Origin of the sequence: Cyanobium sp. Morenito 9A2, assembly GCF_024345575.1 — a bacterium.
Lineage (GTDB): Bacteria > Cyanobacteriota > Cyanobacteriia > PCC-6307 > Cyanobiaceae > ATX-6F1.
The window spans coordinates 40406-61361 of record NZ_JAGQBJ010000002.1; the positions used below are offsets into that span (position 1 = coordinate 40406).

Genomic DNA, 20956 nt, shown 5'->3' on the forward strand with positions numbered 1-20956 from the left:
GACCGGTGGGAGGGCGAACGCCGTAGCGTGGGCCTCTGCTCTGGCGGCAGATGGCTGACCCGGGCTCCAGTCACGATTCCTCCACCCCGGCCATGGGCGGCGGCTGGCCTGTGATCGACGGCTGGGCCCGGGCCACCCTGTCGCCCCGCGGCCCCCTGCTCTGTCAGACGCTGCTGCACAAGAGCGCCTGCCTCTCCTGCGCGTGGGGCACCGGCGGCCAGAACGGTGGCGAACGACGTGGGGGCCGATCCGCCGGTGGTGGCCGGCATCGTGGTGGCTTCCGCCCTGCTGGGCATGGTGGTGGGTCCGGCCTTGCTCAGCCGGCTGGGGATCCGCAGCCCCCTGGCCAGGGGGCTGGCCCTGGGCACGATCTCCAGCGGCCAGGGCACCGCCGAGGCTCTGCGGGAGGGGGATCTCACCGGCGCGGCGGCATCGGTGGCGGTGGCGCTGCTGGCGATGCCGCTCAGAACCCTGCTGCAGAACTCCACCGCCGTGATGCTTCGGGTGCTCAGCGATGCCGGCAGGCCCGCTGATCTGATCCGCTCCGAGGCCCCGGGGGTTGCCGTGGCCAGCTCCCGAGAGACTGCTGAAGGGATCGCACCAGCCCCACTGCGTCAGAAAAGAATTCCACTGGAGGTCCCGTCATTCCATGATCCGGCGAATCTCGGGGTCGTCGGTGCCTCTCACAACGCCCACGGACCGCCTGCATTCAGTCGGCGAGCGGGATCGGCAGGGCCAGCAGAGTGATCGTCAGCAGGGACATGGGGTCGGGCCGGCTCAGACCCACATGGTCATTGCACCTCCAGGATCAGCCGATCAAAGCCACGGAAGCGATCCCCCACCAGGCGATGGCAGTCCTGCTCATGGCAATGGATGGCCCTGAAGCGTTCCCGCAAGGCGTCGAGCACGGCCCGTCCCTGGAGGCGGGCGAGCTGCCGCCCGAGGCATTGGTGCAGGCCCGGCGCGAAGCTCAGATGGGGATTGGGGTGGCGCTCGATCCGGAACAGATGCGGATCGTCGAACACGCGGGGATCGCGGTTGGCCGCTCCCACCAGGGCGGTGAGCGAGTCGCCGGCAGCGATGGTGTGACCGGCCAGTTCGATCGGCTCGGTGGCGGCACTGGCATTGAGGGCCTGGGCCGGCGGATCCCAGCGCAGCACTTCCTCCAGTGCCGGCCCCACCAGGGAGCCGTCGCCCCGCAGCCGCTCGAAGGCCCCGGGATGGCGAGCCATCGCGATGGCCAGGGTGCCCACGAGCAGGCGCAGCGTGAACACACTGGCGCTGTAGAAGTTGCTGGAGATGAACAGCAGCAACTGCTCATCACTGATGGGGCTGCCATCGCGGGGATCGACCATCAGGCGGCTGAGCAGATCGTTCTGGGGGTTGGCGCGGCGCTGATGGATCAAGGGCAGGAAGAACTGCTTGTAGAAGGCGATGGCGTCGTCGCCGCTGGCGGTCGTCTGCTCGGTCTGTGTCAGTCCGCGGGCGCGCACAAAGGAAGGAACGTGCTTGAGCAGCTCCTGCTGGAGGTCGGGGGGAACGCCGATGAGCTCGCTGGTGACCGCCACCGGCAGCGGATCAGCGAGCAGGGGCACAAGATCGAAAGGTTCGCCTGCGGCGATCGATTCCAGCCTCTCGGCAATGAAGCTCCGCGTGAACGCTTCGAGGCTCGGGATGTTGATCGCGCGAAAGGCGTCGATCACATGGTGGCGAACCAGCGCATGGGGCTCGCCGTCCATGTAGGGGATGTCGAGCTTCTGGTCGTGGAAGATATGGCCGCTTCCGAAGCGCTCGATCAGTTTGTCGAGATGGCGCTGACGGCTGCAGCGGGGATCCTGCATGTGCGCCACCGCTTCGGGATGGCCGAGGATGATCCACATCTGCGGCCCCTCGCACCAGTGCACCGGGCTTTCGGAGCCCAGGGCGCCATAAATCGGATAAGGGTCGGGATGACCCGGCAGGCAGGGATCAAGCTGAAAGGCGGCGCGGTCGGCGGAGGCCAGGATCATCAGGTCGGCGGCAGAGGACACCACAGCCACCAATCTTGATGGTGGCATGGCCGTGCGCGGAGGGCTCGCCCGTGGGACCTGGCTCGGTTGTGCTCGGAAGCGGCGTCGAGAGCCAGGACGATGACCCAGGTCCAGACTGAGCCTGCACGACCTGCCCAGCGCACCCGTTGGCCTGGTGATTCGCCACCCCACCATCGCCATGACCACGCACGCCCTTCCGCCGATCGCCGGTGAGGAAGCGGGGATCCTCGCCCTGATGCAGCAGGCCGGCCCCGTTGTTCTGCCGCGCACCACGCTCAACCTGGCGCAGATCCGCTCAGGCTTCGCCTGCGCCCTGCACATGCACCAGCCCACGATTCCCGCCGGGGCGAATGGTGAGCTGATGTCGCATCTCCAGTACATGGTCGAGCACCCCGGCGAGGGGGACAACCACAACGCCGAACCCTTCGCCCACTGCTACAAGCGCCTCGCGGAGATCCTTCCCCAGCTGATTTCAGCGGGCTGCAACCCGCGGATCATGCTCGATTATTCCGGCAACCTGCTCTGGGGTTTTGAGCAGATGGGTCGCCACGACATCCTCGAGGCCCTGAAACGTCTCGCCTGCGATCCCAGCCTTCAGCCCCACGTGGAATGGCTCGGCACCTTCTGGAGCCATGCCGTGGCCCCCTCCACGCCCATCCCCGATCTCAGGTTGCAGATCCTGGCCTGGCAACACCATTTCGTTTCAATCTTTGGCCCTGAGGCGTTGCAACGGGTGAGGGGATTCTCTCCCCCTGAAATGGCGCTCCCCAACCACCCCGACACCCTCTATGCCCTGGTGAAGGCCTTGCGCGAATGCGGCTACCAGTGGCTGCTGGTGCAGGAGCACAGCGTCGAGAACCTCGATGGCTCCAGCCTCAGTCAGGCGCAGAAGTACGGCCCCAACCAGCTGGTGGCGCGCAACTCCAGCGGGGAAACGGCCACGATCACCGTGTTGATCAAAACCCAGGGCTCTGATACCAAGCTGGTGGGCCAGATGCAGCCCTGCTACGAAGCCCTGGGGCTGGGACGGCAAGAGCTGGGGGGAGTCAGCATCCCTTCGCTCGTGTCGCAGATCGCCGATGGGGAAAACGGCGGCGTGATGATGAATGAATTCCCCTCCGCCTTCCTCCAGGCCCATCAGAAAATCGCCGCCCAGGCCACTGATTCAGGCGGCGATTCAGCTACCGTGGCGATCAATGGCAGCGAGTATCTGGAGTTGCTGGAAGCCGCCGGGGTCCAACCAGCCGATTACCCAGCCATTCAGGCGGTTCAGCAACACAAGCTCTGGGAGGCCGTTAGCCGCCAGACCAACGGCCTCCCGCCCACCCCGGCGGCCACCGAAGCCGCCATCACCGCACTCCAGGCCAGCGATCCCTACTTCTCGATGGCGGGAGCGTCCTGGACCAACGACCTCAGCTGGGTGGAGGGCTACGGCAACGTGCTGGAGCCGATGAACCGGCTCAGCGCCCGCTTCCACCAAGTGTTTGATCCCCTGGTGGCGCAGGATCCCGCCGTCACCAGAACCACCCACTACCAGGACGCCCTGCTCCACCTGCTGTTGCTGGAAACCAGCTGCTTCCGCTACTGGGGCCAGGGGGCCTGGACCGGCTACGCCAGCGAGATTCACAGGCGCGGTGAGGCCGCGATCGGCAGGATGTCTGTCCCCAGCCGCTGCGGCAGCACCTCTGGCCCCATCAAGGTGGCCACCGGCACCGAGACTTAGGTGGCCAGAACGGTCACGACCACGGCGGCCACCGCCAGGATCACCGCCGAGAGCACCAGCCCGGCGGCCACATTCCCCTTGCGGATTTCGGCCCGGTAGTCGATCGGCGCCAGGCGATCAAACAGCACGGTGCCGGCATAGATGAGCATCACGCCCACCACGGTCCAGCCCACGGTGAACAGGAGCTGGAGGAGGGGGCGGGGCATGGGCTTCAGGTGAGTGGCGTCGTCGGCCGTGGGGCCTGGAGGGCTGGGCCCCGTAGGGTACCGAGGAACCGAGATCCGGGCGACTCGAGACCCAGGCCCGGAGAGCGTGATGGCACCGCCAATCCTGCGATCGGCCGTGGTGGGCTGGCCCCTGGGGGCCCTGCTGCTACCCCTTCTCCCGTTGCTGGTGCTGCTGCTGTCCCTGCAGCTGCCCAGGGAGCGGCAGCTGCTTTTGCTCATCGGCGATGGACCCGTGGAGAGTCAGCCGTTCCATCTCCAGGATGGTTGGTGGGGCAGTCCGCGCCTTGACCTGCGGGTCGAGCTGCCGCCGAACAGCAGCCTGCTGCTGGATGTGGATCTGCTCGATGGGGCCGGTCAGCCCGTGCTCCAGCTCAGCAAGGAGGGCTGGCGGGAGCAGGGCACCTGGAGCGAGGAAGGCGAGAGCGGCACCTACGACGAGCAGGACGACGCCCTCACCTTGAACCTGCGGCCGCGCCAGAGCGGCGTCTACCGCCTGCGGCTGCAGCACCAGGATCTGCTCGATGGGGCCGGTGTGCCCCTGGCGGATCCCCTGCAGGTTCGCCTCAGCGTCGAGAACCACAGCGTCGATCGCCCCTTGCTCCTGATCACGGCGCTGGTGGCTGCCGTGCTGGTGTCGATGCTCTGGAGGGTGGTCTACGGCGACTGCCGCCTGCGCGTCCATCGCCGCTCCGACGAGGCGACGGCATGCGAGCGACTCATCCTGGGGGCCCCGGGGTTGTTGCGGCTGCAGGTGGAGGCCCGCTACGAAGAGCCTTTCCACCCCCCGGCCGGCGCCGGTGCTCCTCCCGATGGGCTGACGCTGGAGCTGAGCCTCACCGACGCCCTCGGGAGAGCGCTGCTGCAGGAGCGCCAGCCGCTCAGGCTGCGCCCCGTAGCCGGGTCTGACGACGAAGGCTGGACGGCGTCCGCCCGCTGGCACCTGCAGTTGGATGAGCCCCGCAGCGTTCGCGTTCGTGTCGCGCTGCCGCAGGAGCTGGCCAAGGGTGCCCTGGAGCTGGAGTGGCTGGATCTGCTCGTGGAGGATGGGGTGGTGACACCGTGGCCCATCAACGCCCGCGCCCTCGCGCCGCCGCCGGCCACCCAACGTGCCTGAGCCCTGCCTGAGCCTTGATGGAACGTCAGTTGATGCTCGCCTTGGTGGTGACGGCGGTGCTGGCGGGAACGGGCCTGGCGATCACCCGCCCCTTCCTCTTCCGGCTCGGCCAGGACGGTCCCCCCAGCGCCTCCGACTCCCGGGGGGTGAGCTATCGCGGCGCCTACCTGGCCGGCAGCTGGCGCCCGGCCACCCCCAGCCGCGATTGGGCTGGTTTTCAGGGCCGTGGTCCCGGCGGCGCCAAGTGAGCCGGCGAACGCCGCTCAGCCGGCTGCAGGTGCGCCTGCTCCTGGCCAGCGCGGCGATCTCCTCCACCGTTGGGCTGGTGCTGGAGCTTCTGCTGGTGACACAGGCCAGCTACCTGGCCGGCGATGCCGCCCTGGCCACCGGGGTGGTGGTGGGCACCTTCCTGGCGGCGATGGGGCTGGGGGCCTGGCTGAGCCAGTTCGTGGCGATCGGCCCCCGGCCCCAGGGGGCGCTGCTGCGCGGCTTCGTGGCCATTCAGCTGTGCCTCAGTCCCCTCTGCCTGCTTGGCCCGCTGGCGCTCTTCGCCCTGTTCGCCGCCGATGGTCCGCTCTGGCTGGGCCTGGTGGTGCTCACCCTGCTGGTGGGTCTGCTGGGGGGCATGGAGCTGCCGCTTCTGACCCGGATGCTGGAGAGCCAGGAGCAGCTGCGCACCGCCCTGGCGCGGGTGCTCGCCCTCGATTATCTCGGCGCCCTGGTGGGGTCCCTGGCCTTCCCCCTGTTGTTGCTGCCCACCCTTGGGCTGCTGCCCACGGCGGCCCTGCTGGCGGTGGTGCCCTTGCTCTCCGGCGGGGCCCTGTGCTGGGGATTCCCCCAGCTGCGGCGCTGGCGTTGGCCGGTGAGCGCTTTGCTTCCCCTGGTGGGGGTGGCCGCCCTTGTGGTGGCGCCCCTGGGCGATCGCATCGAAGACCGCCTCTACGACGACCCGGTGATCGGTCGGTTGCAGACCCGATACCAGCGGATCGTGCTGACCCGCCGGCGGAATGACCTGCGCCTCTTCCTGGACGGCAACCTGCAGTTCTCCAGTCTTGATGAATACCGCTACCACGAGGCCCTGGTGCACCCGGCGATGGCCCTCCATGGGCGGGCAAGGCGGGTGCTGCTGCTTGGGGCGGGGGATGGTCTTGCCCTGCGGGAACTGCTCCGTTGGCCCGGGCTGCAGCGGGTGGACCTGATGGAACTCGATCCGGCGATGCTGCGGCTGGCCCGGAAGCAACCGTTCCTGCGGCGCCTCAACCGCGCCAGCCTCGATGACCCGCGCGTGCACATCCACATCGGCGACGCCTTCGCCCTGGTGCGGGAGCTGTCCGGCCCCTACGACGTGGTCATCGCCGATTTTCCCGATCCGGCCACCCCTCCCCTGGCCCGGCTGTACAGCGTGGCGTTCTACGGCCTCCTGCTCCGTCAGCTGGCCTCCGATGGTCTGGTGGTGACCCAGGCTTCAAGCCCCTTCTTCACACCGAAGGTGCTGGCCTCGATCCAGGCCACCTTCGCGGTGCTGGATTTGGAAACCCTCCCCTACAGCGTCGATGTGCCCAGCTTCGGCCCCTGGGGCTTTGTGCTTGCCCACCGGCCGGGGCGGACCCTCGCCGCGGGCGCCTTGCCCTTCGAGGGTCGCTGGATCGATCGCGTCCAGCTCGCCAGGCTGTTTGAGCTGCCCATGGATCTGCGGCCGGGCTCCGGCCCACCGGTGCTGCCCAACCGGATGAACCACCCGGTGCTGGCCGATTACCAGCGCCAGAGCCTCTGGCCGCCCGACTGAGCGCCGATAGCCTGGAATCTGCGCCGTTGCCTGGGTCCGCATGGCCGTTCTGCTGCTCCTGCTGCTGCTGGCGGTGGCCGGAGTCGTGCTGGTGCTGCAACGCTCGCGGCGACGACTCGGCTCGCGCCCGCTGCCGCTGCGGGAGCGCACCCTGTTTGATCTCCGCCTCGGCGACATCGTGCAGGCCGACGCCCGCGACTGGGTGGTGGAGGACCGGCTGATCTACGAGGAGGACGGTTTCCAATGGCTCGAGTACCTGGTCCGCGACCGCCAGGACGCGCGCTGGCTGGTGGTCTGCGAGGACGACTGGCTGGAGGTGAGCTGGCTGGAGACCATGGACTTCCGCCCGCCCCGCCCCCTGCCCCAAGAACTGACCTGGCAGGGAAACGTCTACACCCTGCGGGAGCAGGGCGAGGCCACGGTGACGGCCACCGCCCGCACGATGAACCGCCGCCCAGGCCGCTGCCGCTACGCCGACTACGTCGCCAGAGAAGGGCGGCTGTTGGGGGCGGAGCTGTGGGGGGTCGGGGAGGACCAGGAGGTGGAGGTGAGCGTCGGCTGGCGCATCGATCCCTCGTGTCTCACGCTGCTTCCCGGGGATGGTCGCTCGGTCTACCGCTGAACGGCAGTCGGGTCCCGGGCCCCGAGGGTGCCCCTCGCTCTGATCGAGCTGCTGGGTGCGCCGGGGTGGATCCGATCCATCCGGCACCGGCTGATCGCAGCAGGGAGCTGGGGCCGCCTGCGCTCTTCCCCGGGCGGCCCGGAGGCGCGCCAGTCGTCCGCTTCAGCCCGATGGCTACTGGTTCCGCAGATCGCTCGGTGCGGGCGAAGCGGGTGGTTCAAGCTCCCGCTTGTCCTTGCAGGTGGAACACAGCACAATCCCCTTCTGTTCGAGATAGAGGCGCATCGAGCGTTCGATCCGAACACCACAACCCGCACAGGCGAACAGAGGGCTCATCGGTTGCAGGAATCATCCGCAGACCTGGTGGATCCGCGATTGGTATGCAGTCTCCCCCATGACCGACCGCCGGCGGGCGTCGGCCAGGCCCATCATCCATCGACGGCACCGGTGCCGGATCCAGCCGACGGGCAACCACCCCAACGACCCGCAGGCCCGTGGCCGTCCATTCCGCGCTCACCTCAGCACTCGCTCCCACCGGCCGGTCCCCGAGCGGGACCGCTGGTCAGCCTGGGCAACTGATCTCCAGACCATGGCCAAGGGGCGTCCAGCCAGAGGCCTGCTTCCCCCTAGGGTTGGTTGATTCTGGCCCGACGGTTGCCTCTGGAACCCTTGCTGGGGGTTGGTGATCCGCCTGTGTTCCAGGTGATCCGTCCCGGCGGCCGCTCGGCTGTGCTGCTCACGGCCGACCACGCCGGTCAGGCCATTCCCCGCCGCCTGGGCGGCCTGAACCTGAGCGCTCGGGTGCTGGACACCCATGTGGCCTGGGATCTTGGCGTGGCTGGGCTGGGCCGCCGCCTGTCGGCCCGGCTCGATGCCTACCTGATCCTGCACAACTATTCCCGCCTGGTGATCGACGTGAACCGCCCCCTGGAGGCCCCCGACTCCATCGTCAGCCGCAGTGAGCACACCGCCGTCGCCGCCAACGCGGCACTCTCCCCAGCCGAGCGGCAGCAGCGGGCTGCGGAGCTGTTCCACCCTTACCACCAGCGCCTCGCCGCCGATCTGGATGGGCGAGCCAAGCGGGCCCAGCCCAGCGTGCTGGTGGCGCTGCACAGCTTCACGCCGGTCTTTGCAGGCGCGGCGCGGCCCTGGCATGTGGGAGTGCTGCACGGCCGTGATGGGCGCCTGGCCGGGCAGATGCGCCAGGCGCTGGGGCGGGAGAAGCACCTGAAGGTGGGGATCAATGAGCCCTATGCGGTGAGCGATGACAGCGACTACACGCTGGTGGTGCACGGCGAGCGGCGCCGGATTCCCCATGTGGAGCTGGAGATCCGGCAGGACCTGCTGGCGACCAGCGCCGGCCAGCGGGAGTGGGCCGAGCGGTTGGCCTGCGCGCTGGAGGCCGCTTTGGCGGAGGGTTTACCGCCGCTCCATGGAGCCCAGGGATCAGTACGGTGACGCATGGATCAAACACCCAATGCCGCAGCGGAGCCGAAGCCCCCGCTCGCCATCCGCGTGGGCTTCAATCTGGCGCTGCGCTGCCCCGCGCCCACGCCGATGATCGTCACCCTGGGGGTCCATGCCAGCAGGTCAGGAGATCTGCTGGAGGCCGACCCGTTGCAGGTGACGCCCGCTGTGCCGCTGCGGCCCTACGTGGATTCCTATGGAAACCTCTGCCATCGGCTGGTGGCCCCAGCTGGGCTGCTGCGGATCCACGGCAGTGGTCTGGTGGCCGACTCGGGTCTGAGCGATCCGGTGTGGCCAGAGCTGGAGCAAAAGCCCGTGGAGGATCTCCCTGATGACGTGCTGTTGTTCCTGCTGGCCAGCCGCTTCTGCGAAAGCGATCTGCTGACCGATATCGCCTGGTCAAACTTCGATGGGGCTCCCACCGGCTGGGGGCGTGTGCAGGCCATCTGCGACTTTGTGCATCAACACGTGCGCTTTGACTACAACCGATCCAGCCCAACCAAGTCGGCCCTGCAGACTCTTGAAAGTCGAGAGGGGGTCTGTCGCGACTTCACCCATCTGGCGATTGCCCTGTGCCGTTCCATGAACATTCCGGCGCGTTATTGCACGGGCTATCTCACCGACATTGAGGTGCCTCTGCCCCATTCGGCCATGGATTTCTCGGCCTGGTTCGAGGCCTACCTCGGCGATGGCTGGCATGGGTTCGATCCCCGCAACAACACGCCCCGAATCGGGCGGATCCTGATTGCCCGGGGCCGGGATGCGGCGGATGTGGCCCTGACCACCAGTTTTGGTCCCTCGGTGCTGGAGTCGTTTGAGGTCTGGGCCGCATGACCTACTGCGTGGCGATGCTGCTGCAGAGCGGGATGGTGTTTGCCTCCGATTCGCGCACCCATGCCGGTGTGGATGATTTCGCCAGCTTCTGCAAGATGACGGTGTTCGAGCGCGCCGGCGACCGGGTGCTGGTGCTGCTCAGTTCCGGCAGCCTGGCCGGCACCCAGGCGGTGATCAGCCTGCTGCACCAGCAGGCCGACGCCGATGAGGGTGGCGCCAACGTCTGGACCGCACGAACCATGTTCGAAGTCATGGGCCTGGTCTCCGATGCCGTGCGCGCGATCGAACAACGGGATGGCCCCTATCTCAAGGGACCGGCCGGTGGCTTCAATGCTTCCTTCCTGGTGGGGGGGCAGATCAAGGGTGAAGGGCCGCGGCTGTTTCGGATGTATGCCGAGGGAAATTTCATTGAAGCGAGCGAAGACACGCCGTTCCTGCAGACGGGGGAAGCGAAGTACGGCAAACCCATCATCGACCGGGTGCTTTATCCCGACACCACGCTGGCGGAAGCGGCCAAGTGTGTGCTGGTCTCGTTCGATTCGACCATGCGCAGCAACCTGTCGGTCGGGATGCCGATCGACCTGATTCTCTACGAACGGGACAGCCTGGCGATCAGCCACCGCAGGCGCTTCTGCGAGGGAGATGCCTACTTCAAGGAGTTGAGCACCGAATGGAGTGCGGGCGTGCGCAATGTGTTCCGGGAACTGCCGGATCTGGAGTGGTGACGCGACCGCTTCCACCGGCCCAACGGTGACTCCACCGCGCCCGGCCGTGGCCAGGGGCTTTGCCGGCTCCACTTCCCCGCTACCAGAGGCCTGCCCCTGCGGTGGCGGGGCCTACGACTCCTGTTGCGCGCCGTTGATCCGGGGCCGGCAGCTGGCCTCCACGGCCGAGGAGTTGATGCGTTCGCGCTACAGCGCCTTTGCCCTGGCCCTGCAGGAGAGCGGCGCGATCGATCACCTGCTGCGCACCCACCCGGAACCTGGCATCAGCGAGCGCCAGCGGCGGAGGGAGCTGCAGGCGACGTGCGCCCAGACCCGCTGGCTGGAGCTCATGGTGCTGGCCAGCAGGGCAGGCGGTTCGGGCGATGCAGAGGGCACCGTGGAGTTCCAGGCCCGCTGGAGCCAGCACGGCCACAGCGGTGTGTTGGCTGAACACTCTCGTTTCGGGCGCGGACCCGAGGGCCAGTGGCTCTACCTGGAGGCGCTGGGCTGAGGGGTCGGCTCCATCGGCTGAAGCAAGCCTTCGACGACTCCAACCAGCTCTCCAGGCTCAGCCCCTCCACCCGCTCGAACGTGCGCACGTTGGCCGTCACCAGAGCGGCTGCGCTGACCAGGGTCTGGGCCGCGATCCAGAGACCATGGGGCCGATCGGTGGTCCCTACTGCTCCAGCTCCGCCCTCCCCCGTCCATAGGCCTGGGCCACGGCCCGATCCAGGGAGATCGGCTCCAGCTGGTTCACCAGAGCTTCCAACCGCTCACGGTTGCGCTCCGGCCAGGCGCTTTGGCGTCCTCCGGTTTCCAGTGCTCCCAACACCGGCGATGAGAGCAACAGCTGGGGGGCCTCCAAGCTGCGCCGGCACTCCACCACAGCTGGGTGGCCCTTGATCGCCGCGATCTGAATGGTGGTGTCCAGCGGATACGCCACCGATCAATCCAGCGCAGTGACAGGTTCCGCCTGGATGTCCGGCGGTGCCCCTTATTCGGCCACGGTTTCGCTCCAGAACGGTTCGACCAGCTCCGAGGCCAGGCGGGCCGGCTCTGGCACCAACCGGACCACGGTGCGTCCACGTCGCGTGATCCGCACCTCCGCGCCAGCCTCCACCTCAGCGAGCAGGGCCGAGAACTGGGACTCGGCTTCCAGCACGGCCACCGATCGCGTTGCCATGACCATCTCGATGACCTGATGGTCAGGTGCTGGCACCGGTGATGGCTGCCCAGGCCTTCCGCCATAGGCTTGCCTTCAGCCCACCCCCGGCCTTGACCTCCCCCCGCCCCTATCTCGAACTCCAGGCCGTGGACGCCTACCTGGGCCCACGCCTTGTCTTCGAAAAGCTCGATCTCCGCCTGCACCTGGGGGAGCACACCGTGGTGCTCGGCCCCAATGGAGCCGGCAAGAGCGCCCTGGTCAAACTTCTTGGACGTGAGATCTACCCGCTGGTCAAACCCGGTTCAGCGCTGAGGATCTTCGCCAGCGAAACCGTGAACCTCTGGGACCTGCGCGGGCGCATCGGCCTCGTCTCAACGGATCTGCAGATCGGCTACGCCGGGCGCGTGCGCACCTTCGATGTGGTGCTTTCGGGCTTTTTCGGTTCGGTGGGGATCGGCCGCAGCCAGCAGCCCACAGGCGCCCAGAGCGAGCGGGTGCGTGCCCTGATGGATCAGTTAGCCCTGGGCGATCTGGCCCAGCGCCCCTTCGCTGAACTCTCCGATGGTCAGAAGCGGCGCGTCCTGCTGGCCCGGGCCCTGGTGCACGACCCCGAGGTACTGGTGCTGGATGAACCCACCAATGGCCTCGACCTGCGCTCCCGCCACCAGCTGCTGGACATCCTGCGCGCCCTGGCCCACGCCGGCACCACCCTGCTGCTGGTGACCCACCAGATCGAGGCGATCATCCCCGAAATCAGCCGGGCCGTGCTGCTGCGCCAGGGGGCTGTGGTGGGCGATGGCCCCGCCGCTGAGCTGCTCCAGGCCGGTCCCCTGAGCGCCTTGTTCGAGACGCCCCTCCAGGTGGTGACGGCTGGGGGCTACCGGCAGGTGCTTCCGGCGGCCCCGTCCCGCTAGAACCAGGTTGAACGTCTTGGCCCCGATCATGCGCTTCCTTTGCTTTCCGCGGGCCCTGCTGGCCCCGCTGTGCGCCCTGGTGCTGCTGGCTGCCGCCCTGCCGGCCTGGGCGGCCTTTGAACTGCCGCCCCTGCCCTACCCGAGCGCAGCCCTGGAGCCCGCGATCAATGCCACCACGATGACGATCCACCACGACCGCCATCACGCCGCCTACGTGAGCAACCTCAACGGCCAGATCTCCGCGAATCCGGGCCTGGGCGATCTGTCGCTGGAGGCGTTGCAGGCCCAGGTGGGACGCTTCCCTGCGGCGGTGCGCAACAACGGTGGTGGCCACTGGAACCACAGCCAGTTCTGGGCGGTGATGGCACCGGCGGGCCAGGGCGGAGCGCCCTCGCCCGAACTCCAGCAGGCCATCGACGCGAGCTTCGGCAGCCTGGAGGCCCTGCAGCAGCAGTTCAACCAGGCGGCCGCCGCCCGCTTCGGCTCCGGCTGGGCCTGGCTGATCCGCAGGAGCGATGGCCAGCTGGCGATCACCAGCACCGCCAACCAGGACAATCCTCTGATGGACCTGCCGGGCCTCGAGCGGGGTCTCCCCCTGATCGGGCTCGATGTCTGGGAGCACGCCTACTACCTCCAGTACCAGAACCGCCGCCCCGAGTACATCAGCGCCTGGTGGGATCTGATCAACTGGAACGAAGTGAACCGGCGCTTCGCGGCGGCCTCCAGCCTCTGAGCCTCCTCTGAACAGGGCGCCGTTCAGCTCTCCCGCCGTAACAGGAAGAAGAAGGGCCGCTCCTGGCCCTTGAGGTCCATCAGCCCCAGCAGGGTGTCGTCGTCGATCCGACGGAAGACGTCGTTGATCGGCGCGTGGTCGTAGAGCATCGTGGCCGAGTCCACACCCCGGTAGCGCGTGCGGCGCAGGCGGGCCCGCGACTGCCGCGTCGCCAGCAGCGGCATCAGCGCCTGGAACAGGCGCCCCACCCAGGGCGCGCCCAGCCACGGCAAGTGCTCAAGCCAGCCCAGGCCCGGCATCAGCAGCCGCGGTTCAAGGCTGATCAGTTGTCCGCCGGCGCGGCGAAACACCAGTGGGTGCACGTCTTCGCGGCTCTCGAAGCGCTTGCCATGCCAGTGACAGTTCTCCAGCAGCCCATCGAAGGGATGGCCGGTGGCATAGCTGCTGCCCCGCCAGGCGCCGATCAGGCTCTCCTCCTCTACGGGCTCCAGCCGATCAAAGAGCTCCAGGGCCGCTTCGGTGCTCAGCGGGCCCGGGGGGAGACGAGCGGTGGGCAACGGCTCTTGGCTGGGAGAGGTCATGGCTGCCGGCGTGGGGCGGGTGTCGGGAACAGCTCTCGAAAGCCGTCCAGGCGCACCGGGGCGGGTTCGGGGGCCAGACGCCAGAGCGATTCGAGGTAGAAGTACACCGCCCCGATACCCCGCCCCCGGGCGGCGCGGGTCTGGGCTTCGATGCGCTCCAGGGGCACGGGGCTGCTGCGCTGGCCGGCCATGATCCCGATCGCCGTGGGGATCAGCCGTTGGCTTTCCGCCAGCTCGGGGCGCTCCAGCTGGCTCTCGAAACTGGCCAGGTCGGGGCGGTAGAGCTGAACGACCACCTCGTCGACGATTCCGCGCCGTACCCAGGTGAGCCAGTCCTGGAGCTGCAGGCGGTAGGCGAAGTCGTAGTAGTTGGGAGAGATGGAGACGATGGCGTTGGGCTTGCGCTCCCGCACCGCCTGGCGCAGCCGTGCCATGAAGGCCGTGATCTTGCCGGCGCGCCACGTCACCCAGGCCGGATCCTGGGGGTTGGCGGGGGGATCTTTTTTGGCTTCCTTGCGGTAGAGCGCCACGGTGAACGGGTCGTAGCCGAAGTCTCTCGGCAGGACCATGTGGTCATCGAACTGAATCCCGTCGACGTCGTAGCTGCCGACGATCTCCAGCACCAGCTCGGTGATGAACGCCTGCACGTCGGGGTGGAACGGGTTGAGCCAGACCACCTCCCCCGCCGCCGTGATCGAGGTGGTGCCACCATCGCGCTTGCGTGTCAGCCAGGCGGGATTCTTGGCCACCAGCTCGGAGCTGGGCGGCGCCATGAAACCGAATTCGAACCAGGGGATCACCAGCAAACCGCTCTGGCGGGCGCGGGCACTGATGTCGGCCAGCAGGTCCTGGCCCTGAAGGCCCAGGTAGGTGAAGGATTGAATCCCGCGCCGCTGGGTGACGGCGCTGGGGTAGTAGGCGAAGCCGCTGTTCCAGACCACCGGGTAGAGGGTGTTGAAGTGGAGCGCGCTGAGCTGGTCGATGGTGGCCTGAAGGCGCCCCTGGTCCCGCAGCACGGCCATGTCGTTGCTGGTCAACCAGACGCCGCGGATCTCGGCCCTGGTCAGCGGCGCAGGACCTGGGGGAGGTGGCGCTTCAGGCGCTGGCCCCGTTGGTGGTGGTGGCGCAGGCAGGGGAGGGAGCCAGTCCTGGGCCCGGGACGCTGGGACCAGAGCGGAGGGGAGCAGCAGCAGGCTGCCCAGAACCAGGCCGCAGCAGCGTCCCAAGGACCCGACGCCGGATCTCGTGCCGCCTGATCCCGCGCAGCCGGACGGCCGGGCCGGGCCCATGGTCAGATGCGGAGCCTCGCCCACCAGCACCTTCAGGGCTGCATGGGCTCAACGTTAGGGGGGCTCGACGACGAACGGCCCTGAAGGCAGCATGCTGTTTATGGTGCTGATCGGCTGAGCGCGGCTCAGATGCCTTCCCTGAATGACCGCCTCGCCACAGCCCCTTGGCCTGCCATGGCACACCGTTGATTCCGGACCGTCGCGATGCGGTGGAGGTGGAGCAGGATCCGCTGGCCTAGAGCCTGCGCGCCAAGGAGATCCTGGCTGAAGGTTCCGAACTGGAGCCCAACCAGATCCCTGCCATGCTGCTGTCCGCCGCTGTGCTCGCTCGCCTCCATGGGTTGGAACCGCTGCCGGCGTGAAGCTGTTGCTGGCCGCCACGGCCCCGGGTTGTCTCAGTCGTCGCCTCGGCGAAATGCACCATGACGCGATTCACAGCTTGGAGAGCTCCATGGGCCACGGCAGGAGTGATCAGGACAACGCGGCGATCGCGGATCAAGACAGGAGCGGTTCGCTCAGCAACGATGGGATGGTCCAGATTTCGCCTGAGATCGCGGCTTCCCCCATGACTTGGGGGCTGGTTTCGCTGGGACGCATCCGGAACGGTCGGTGCCATGCGTTGCTGCTGGCTCCCATCGAGCCCGTCGAGGTGGCCCGCAACCCCCATGGATTGCTTGACCATGGGCAGGAATCGCCTGTGATCAGGTGATCGTCGAACCCATGCCCATCATCCGCGCCGACAACCTCTCCAAGACCTACCGGGTCGCCGACAAGCAGCCCGGGCTGCGCGGCACGTTGCGCCATTTCGTCGCCCGCCGGCACCGCGACGTGCCGGCGGTCACGGGGGTGAGCTTCCAGGTCGAACCGGGGGAGGTGGTGGGCTTTCTGGGCCCCAATGGCGCCGGCAAGACCACCACCCTCAAGATGCTCTCGGGCCTGATTCACCCCACGGGCGGCTCGGTGCGGGTGGCGGGCTTCGAGCCCGCCCGGCGCGAGGGCGCTTTTCTGAACCAGATCACCCTGGTGATGGGCCAGAAGCAGCAGTTGATCTGGGACCTGCCGCCGCTCGATTCCCTGCGGGTCAATGCGGCCGTCTACGGCATCCCCGATGGCGAAGCCAAGCGACGCATCGACGAGCTGGCGGAGATGCTCGAACTGGGTCCCGAGCTGACGCGGCCTGTGCGCAAGCTCTCCCTGGGGGAGCGCATGAAGGCCGAGCTGATGGCCGCCCTGCTGCATCAGCCCGCGGTGCTGTTCCTGGATGAACCCACCCTGGGTCTGGATGTCAACGCCCAGGTGCGGGTGCGCGATTTCCTCGCCGACTACAACCGCCGCACGGGTGCCACCGTTCTGCTCACCAGCCACTACATGGGCGACATCACCGCCCTCTGCCCGCGGGTGCTGCTGATCCACCAGGGCCACCTGTTCCATGACGGCTCCCTCGAGGCCCTCACCGAACGGCTCGCCCCCCAGCGCCAGGTGCGGTTGGAGCTGAAGCAGCCCCAGCCACCGGAGGCGTTCGCCGGCTACGGCACCCTGGAGGAGTGCCAGGGCCACCAGGTGCGGCTGCTGATTCCCCGCGAGGGCCTCACAGCCACGGTGGGTCGCCTGCTCACGGCGTTTGAGGTGGTGGATCTGGAGGTGAGCGAGCCGCCGGTGGAAGAGCTGATCGGGCGGCTGTTTCGCCAGGGATCCCTCTAGGCTGCTTGCATTCTGCTAGCAGCCCGCGCCATGCGCACCCTCTACCTGCGCAACGTGCCCGATGAGGTGGCCGAGCGGCTCGAGCGGCTCGCCTCCCGGGCTGGCCTGCCGCTGAGCACGTTCGCGGTGCGTGAGCTCACCGAAGCCTCCAGGCGCGCCGATGCGGCGGCCCTGCTGGAGGGCCTCCCCGACCACGCCATTTCGCTTGAGGCGATCACCCGGGGCCTGGGGGCCGAGCGGGAGGAGCGATGATCGTGGTTGATGCCTCTGCCGTGGTGGCGGGGTTGCTGAACGCAGGCCCAGCCCGCACAGCCTTGGCCATGGAGGCCCTGCAGGCGCCCCACCTGCTGGATGGGGAGGTGGCCTCCGTGTTGCGGCGGCTCTGCCGCACCGGAGAGTTGCAAGTCGTTGGGGCTGAGCACCTGTTGCTCGTTTTCTCAGCCCTGGGAATCCGTCGCCATGCCAGTGCCCCCCTGCTGGGCAGGATCTGGGCGTTGCGCGACAACCTCAGTGCCTACGACGCCAGCTACGTGGCCCTGGCTGAAACCCTGGGCTGTCCGCTGCTCACGGCCGATCGCCGGCTGGCCGCCGCCCCTGGCCCCACCTGTGGAATCACGCTCCTGGCCGCCGCACCACCATGAGGATTCGCCCGAACGCCAGACCCACACCCCTCCAAGCCGCCCTTCGAGCCGCCCGCCACGCCCTCCGCCTGGCCCGGGTGCTGCTGGGTAGCCAATACGCCCTGATGCTCGAATACCGCGCCGAGATCGCCCTCTGGGCGCTCTCCGGCGTGTTGCCGCTGATCATGCTCGGGGTCTGGAGCGGTTCGGGGGCCGCCGCTGATTCAGGCTTCAGCCCCCTGCAGCTGACGCGCTACTTCCTGGCGGCCTTCGTGGTGCGTCAGTTCACGATCATCTGGGTGATTCACGCCTTTGAGGAGGACAACCTCCAGGGCCGCCTCTCCCCCTACCTGCTGCAACCGCTGCCGCCGTTGTGGCGCTACCTGGCCGCCCACCTGGCGGAGCAGGCCACCCGGCTGCCCTTCGTGGTGGTGATCCTGGCGCTGGTGTTCCTGGTGCTGCCCCACACCTTCTGGTTGCCCTCGCCGGCCACCTTCCTACTGGCGGTGCTGGCCACCTTGATGGTGTTTCTGCTCCGCTTTCTGATCCAGAGCCTGATCACGATGCTCTGCTTCTGGAGCGAACGGGCCGCCGCCCTGGAGCGCCTGCAGATGATCCCCTACCTGTTCCTCTCCGGCCTGGTGGCGCCCCTGGACACGTTCCCCGCGGGCATGCGCGCCTTGGCCTACGCCACCCCCTTCCCCTGGATGATCGGCTTTCCGGCCCAGCTGCTCAGCGGTGGTGAGGTGAATCTGGCGCTGGGCTTCGGGGCCCTGCTGGGCTGGACGCTGCTGGTGTTTCCGTTCGTGCTGCTGCTCTGGAGCGCCGGCATGCGTCGTTACGCGGCGATGGGGGCGTGATGCCAGCACCAACGGCGAACTTGCGCTCGACGTTCAGACGCTATCGGCGCACCCTGCGGCGCTTCTGGGCCACATCGCTCACGGCGGAGCTGGAATACCAGGCCAATTTCCTGATTGAGCTGCTTTCGGTGGGCGGCAACCTGGCGGGCAGCATCTTTCTGCTCTCGCTGTTCTTCGCCAATGGCCGCAGCCTGGGGGGCTGGAGCTGGGAGCAGGCGCTGGTGGTGCTGGGGATCTACACCCTGCTCGATGGGATCACCAGCACGCTGCTGCAGCCGAACCTGAGCACGATCGTCACCCACGTGCGCACGGGCACGCTCGATTTCGTGCTGCTCAAGCCGATCGACAGCCAGTTCTGGCTCTCGGCCCGCACGGTGTCCCCCTGGGGTCTGCCGGGGGTGGTGCTGGGGCTGGCGTTGATCGTCGTGGCCGCGGCGCGCTCCGGCGCCACCCCAGATCTGCTCACCGTGCTGAGCGCTGCCCTGCTGCTGCTCTCCAGCACCTTGATTTTGTATGCGCTCTGGTTCGTGCTGGCGGCCACCAGCATCTGGTTCGTGAAGGTCTGGAACGCCACCGAGGTGCTGCGTTCGGCCCTGGTGGCCGGCCGCTACCCGATCAGCGCCTACCCGGCGGCCCTGCGCACCTTCTTCACCGTGGTGCTGCCGGTGGCCTTCCTCACCACCGTGCCCGCCGAGGCGATCCTGGGCACGGGCAGCGCCCGTTGGCTGCTGGCCTCGTTGGTCGTGGCGGCGGCGGCGCTGGCCTTCAGCCGCTGGTTCTGGGGCTTTGCCCTGCGCTTCTACACCTCGGCGTCCAGCTAGAGCCAGGCTCCAGCTGAAGACCAGTGTGCTGCGATCGGTCGCAGGCAAATGGGTAAGTCGACCCATTGCCTGCTGGTTGTAGCCGTCCGATGGTGATCTCAACCGCAGCACCAGAGCCTGCGGAGTCGTGATTCGGAGACCTCCATGGACGACACGCCGCCTAACCAGATGTCAGGAGCGCGCTGACGTTTCGGACCCCTGCTCCAACAGTCTCATTGGGATCTTGGGTCATCCGGCCGAGCCCCGTGCTCAACGGCCACCCACCGCACCGCCCCAGGTGCCCCGGGTCCAACGGACGACCACCGCTTGAACGTCATGGCCCCAGGGGCCTGCGCCAGCCACTCCGCCCCCTGCGCCCAACCTGAGGATCGATCCATCGATCCGTTGCACAACTCTCAAGCCTCTGGCCCCGATGGGCCTCCAAATGGGCAAAGCCCGGTGACCCGCTCGCCGGGCTTTGTTGTGGGACGACCAGAAAACGGCTCCGGGGGGAGTCCCTCCAGTCCGGGCGAAGCCCTCAATCAAGTCGACGGCCCAGCAGCAGATCACGGGCGCCATTGATCGCAGTCATGGTGTGGTGCTGGCCGCCGCGGTCGGGGTGATGCTCGCCGGCCGCCCTTTTCCAGGCCTGGGTGACCACGTCGCTGCTGAGGCGCCCCGCCAGGGCAAGCCCCAGCAAGTGCCGCGCTTCGATGGCTTCAAGATCCGGGCTTTTGCCCAGGGGCGAACGATCGGCCGCGGTGAGGCCGGATCCCTTGCGCTTGCGGCCCTTGCCGCCCGCAGCTTTTGAGTGCTTGGCGGGCTTACCTCCGAATCCCCGGGTGTCGTTGCTGCTGGTGCCGCTGGCCTGGTCGGCCGCTGGTTTCGGTTTCAGCCGAACGAGGGCCGGGCTCATGGGGTTGCTTCGCTATCACTCCAGCATCCTCCATGGGGCCATGCCGGTCTGCGTCACGCATCACCAAGGGCCGGCGTCACGGCTCACCAAGGGGTGACGGCCCTGTCGTTTCGCCCTCCGCTCAGATCGTGCTGAACCGCATCGGCATCAACGTGCCCATCCAGTCGATTGAGGTGGTGTGCAGGTTGTAGTGGGCTGCCTCCACCTGCAACTTTCCCTCGCGCATGCGGTCGGTGAGCAGCACGCTTGAATCCACCAGATTGCGGGCCGAGGTCAGCGTGTGGTGGCGGCAGGCCTGTTCCAGATCGTCGTTTCCCCCCAGGTTGGCCAGTTCCATGCGCAGCTGACCCACCACTTGGGCCAGGTTGGGGGTGAGGTTGATGCGGGGGTTGAGGGCCGCCTGCACCGCGCCGCAGCGGTCGTGGCCCAGCACCACGATCACCGGTACGCCCAGGTGCCCCACGGCGAATTCCAGGGAGCCGATTGAGGCCGCCGACGACATCGTGCCGGCGTTGCGGACCACGAAGAGATCACCGAAACCCGTGTCAAACAGCAGCTCCACGGGTACGCGTGAATCGGCGCAGCCGAGCACCGCGGCCATGGGGTGCTGGGCCTCCTCCAACTCCAGCATCCGACGCCGGTCGCTGTGGGGATGGAGCGAGTGCCCGTCAAGAAAGCGCTGGTGGCCCTCCCGCAGCTGATCCAGCACCTGCTCAGGCGTGGCCAGATCGGTCGAAACAGCCGCGGAAGGGGGCAGGGTGGTGGTCACAGATGGGTGGCTTCTAGTCGGAATTGTCACTGTCGTTGGGTGGTGGCGCTGTCCGGATGGGCACCGACTGACCAAGCCTCCGAAGGGTGCGGCGGCGGGAT

25 protein-coding genes are annotated in these 20956 nt (G+C 67.9%); 17 read left to right on the forward strand and 8 right to left on the reverse strand.

Annotation, left to right across the window (positions count from 1 at the left end; genetic code table 11):
* The first annotated feature begins 225 nt into the window (after positions 1-225).
* Positions 226-747, forward strand: a complete 522-nt coding sequence (locus tag KBY88_RS03680; RefSeq protein ID WP_315858096.1) for an LrgB family protein — start codon at positions 226-228, stop codon at positions 745-747.
* A gap of 44 nt (positions 748-791) precedes the next feature.
* Here KBY88_RS03680 and KBY88_RS16140 read toward each other — a convergent pair whose 3' ends face one another.
* Positions 792-2030, reverse strand: coding sequence for a cytochrome P450 (locus KBY88_RS16140; RefSeq protein ID WP_254938565.1), 1239 nt, complete (start codon positions 2028-2030; stop codon positions 792-794).
* A 178-nt stretch (positions 2031-2208) separates the two neighbouring features.
* Here KBY88_RS16140 and KBY88_RS03690 point away from each other — a divergent pair, with 178 nt between their 5' ends.
* Positions 2209-3753, forward strand: coding sequence for a polysaccharide deacetylase family protein (locus KBY88_RS03690; protein WP_254938566.1), 1545 nt, complete (start codon positions 2209-2211; stop codon positions 3751-3753).
* Here the strand turns inward: KBY88_RS03690 and KBY88_RS03695 are convergent.
* Positions 3750-3959, reverse strand: coding sequence for a DUF350 domain-containing protein (locus tag KBY88_RS03695; protein WP_254938567.1), 210 nt, complete (start codon positions 3957-3959; stop codon positions 3750-3752). The two genes, KBY88_RS03690 and KBY88_RS03695, sit on opposite strands and share 4 nt — an antisense overlap.
* A gap of 109 nt (positions 3960-4068) precedes the next feature.
* Between KBY88_RS03695 and KBY88_RS03700 the strand changes: the two genes are divergently transcribed.
* The 8 genes from KBY88_RS03700 (at position 4069) to KBY88_RS03735 (ending at position 11018) form a co-directional block, all read left to right on the forward strand.
* The gene (locus KBY88_RS03700) at positions 4069-5094 is read left to right on the forward strand and encodes a hypothetical protein (protein ID WP_254938568.1); all 1026 of its coding nucleotides are present in this window, start codon (positions 4069-4071) and stop codon (positions 5092-5094) included.
* Positions 5095-5111: 17 nt separating this feature from the next.
* Positions 5112-5342 (forward strand): hypothetical protein, encoded by a 231-nt coding sequence (locus KBY88_RS03705; protein ID WP_254938569.1) that lies wholly within the window; start codon positions 5112-5114, stop codon positions 5340-5342.
* Positions 5339-6880 carry a polyamine aminopropyltransferase gene (locus KBY88_RS03710; RefSeq protein ID WP_254938570.1) on the forward strand — a complete coding sequence of 514 codons (1542 nt, stop codon included), beginning with the start codon at positions 5339-5341 and terminating at the stop codon, positions 6878-6880. The genes KBY88_RS03705 and KBY88_RS03710 overlap by 4 nt, the downstream gene beginning before the upstream one ends.
* A gap of 40 nt (positions 6881-6920) precedes the next feature.
* A complete protein-coding gene (locus KBY88_RS03715; protein ID WP_254938571.1) occupies positions 6921-7502 on the forward strand; it encodes a DUF4178 domain-containing protein in 582 nt (193 codons plus the stop codon).
* Between the two features lie 654 nt (positions 7503-8156).
* Positions 8157-8960 carry an N-formylglutamate amidohydrolase gene (locus KBY88_RS03720; RefSeq protein WP_254938572.1) on the forward strand — a complete coding sequence of 268 codons (804 nt, stop codon included), beginning with the start codon at positions 8157-8159 and terminating at the stop codon, positions 8958-8960.
* A 3-nt stretch (positions 8961-8963) separates the two neighbouring features.
* Entirely contained in the window at positions 8964-9803 is an 840-nt protein-coding gene (locus KBY88_RS03725) for a transglutaminase-like domain-containing protein (protein WP_254938573.1), read from the forward strand.
* Complete coding sequence (locus KBY88_RS03730; RefSeq protein ID WP_254938574.1) at positions 9800-10528, forward strand: proteasome-type protease; 729 nt, start codon at positions 9800-9802, stop codon at positions 10526-10528. Before KBY88_RS03725 ends, KBY88_RS03730 begins: the two co-directional genes overlap by 4 nt.
* Before the next feature lie 25 nt (positions 10529-10553).
* Positions 10554-11018: a YchJ family protein gene (locus tag KBY88_RS03735; RefSeq protein WP_254938575.1), complete on the forward strand. Its 465-nt coding sequence runs from the start codon at positions 10554-10556 to the stop codon at positions 11016-11018.
* A gap of 165 nt (positions 11019-11183) precedes the next feature.
* Here the strand turns inward: KBY88_RS03735 and KBY88_RS03740 are convergent, their stop codons facing one another.
* Both KBY88_RS03740 and KBY88_RS03745 read right to left on the reverse strand, forming a co-directional pair.
* Complete coding sequence (locus tag KBY88_RS03740) at positions 11184-11450, reverse strand: PIN domain-containing protein (protein WP_254938576.1); 267 nt, start codon at positions 11448-11450, stop codon at positions 11184-11186.
* Between the two features lie 51 nt (positions 11451-11501).
* Complete coding sequence (locus tag KBY88_RS03745) at positions 11502-11690, reverse strand: type II toxin-antitoxin system Phd/YefM family antitoxin (protein ID WP_254938577.1); 189 nt, start codon at positions 11688-11690, stop codon at positions 11502-11504.
* A 92-nt stretch (positions 11691-11782) separates the two neighbouring features.
* Here KBY88_RS03745 and KBY88_RS03750 point away from each other — a divergent pair, with 92 nt between their 5' ends.
* Both KBY88_RS03750 and KBY88_RS03755 read left to right on the forward strand, forming a co-directional pair.
* The gene (locus KBY88_RS03750; protein WP_254938578.1) at positions 11783-12586 is read left to right on the forward strand and encodes an ABC transporter ATP-binding protein; all 804 of its coding nucleotides are present in this window, start codon (positions 11783-11785) and stop codon (positions 12584-12586) included.
* Positions 12587-12614: 28 nt separating this feature from the next.
* Complete coding sequence (locus KBY88_RS03755) at positions 12615-13319, forward strand: superoxide dismutase (protein ID WP_254938818.1); 705 nt, start codon at positions 12615-12617, stop codon at positions 13317-13319.
* 23 nt (positions 13320-13342) lie between these two features.
* Here KBY88_RS03755 and KBY88_RS03760 read toward each other — a convergent pair whose 3' ends face one another.
* Positions 13343-13900, reverse strand: a complete 558-nt coding sequence (locus KBY88_RS03760) for a DUF4334 domain-containing protein (RefSeq protein WP_254938579.1) — start codon at positions 13898-13900, stop codon at positions 13343-13345.
* Entirely contained in the window at positions 13897-14937 is a 1041-nt protein-coding gene (locus tag KBY88_RS03765) for a family 10 glycosylhydrolase (RefSeq protein ID WP_396102479.1), read from the reverse strand. The genes KBY88_RS03760 and KBY88_RS03765 overlap by 4 nt, the downstream gene beginning before the upstream one ends.
* Positions 14938-15909: 972 nt before the next feature.
* Here KBY88_RS03765 and KBY88_RS03770 point away from each other — a divergent pair.
* The 5 genes from KBY88_RS03770 to KBY88_RS03790 all read left to right on the forward strand — a co-directional run bounded on the left by KBY88_RS03770 (position 15910) and on the right by KBY88_RS03790 (position 19191).
* Positions 15910-16890 (forward strand): ABC transporter ATP-binding protein, encoded by a 981-nt coding sequence (locus KBY88_RS03770; RefSeq protein ID WP_261348455.1) that lies wholly within the window; start codon positions 15910-15912, stop codon positions 16888-16890.
* Between the two features lie 30 nt (positions 16891-16920).
* Entirely contained in the window at positions 16921-17142 is a 222-nt protein-coding gene (locus KBY88_RS03775) for a hypothetical protein (RefSeq protein WP_254938581.1), read from the forward strand.
* On the forward strand, positions 17139-17531 hold the full coding sequence (locus tag KBY88_RS03780) for a type II toxin-antitoxin system VapC family toxin (RefSeq protein ID WP_254938582.1): 393 nt from the start codon (positions 17139-17141) through the stop codon (positions 17529-17531). Before KBY88_RS03775 ends, KBY88_RS03780 begins: the two co-directional genes overlap by 4 nt.
* Before the next feature lie 104 nt (positions 17532-17635).
* On the forward strand, positions 17636-18370 hold the full coding sequence (locus KBY88_RS03785) for an ABC transporter permease (protein WP_254938820.1): 735 nt from the start codon (positions 17636-17638) through the stop codon (positions 18368-18370).
* 20 nt (positions 18371-18390) lie between these two features.
* Entirely contained in the window at positions 18391-19191 is an 801-nt protein-coding gene (locus KBY88_RS03790; protein WP_254938583.1) for an ABC transporter permease, read from the forward strand.
* 517 nt (positions 19192-19708) lie between these two features.
* Here the strand turns inward: KBY88_RS03790 and KBY88_RS03795 are convergent.
* Entirely contained in the window at positions 19709-20086 is a 378-nt protein-coding gene (locus KBY88_RS03795) for a molecular chaperone DnaJ (RefSeq protein WP_254938584.1), read from the reverse strand.
* Between the two features lie 121 nt (positions 20087-20207).
* Positions 20208-20855 carry a carbonic anhydrase gene (locus KBY88_RS03800; protein ID WP_254938585.1) on the reverse strand — a complete coding sequence of 216 codons (648 nt, stop codon included), beginning with the start codon at positions 20853-20855 and terminating at the stop codon, positions 20208-20210.
* Positions 20856-20956 lie beyond the last annotated feature (101 nt).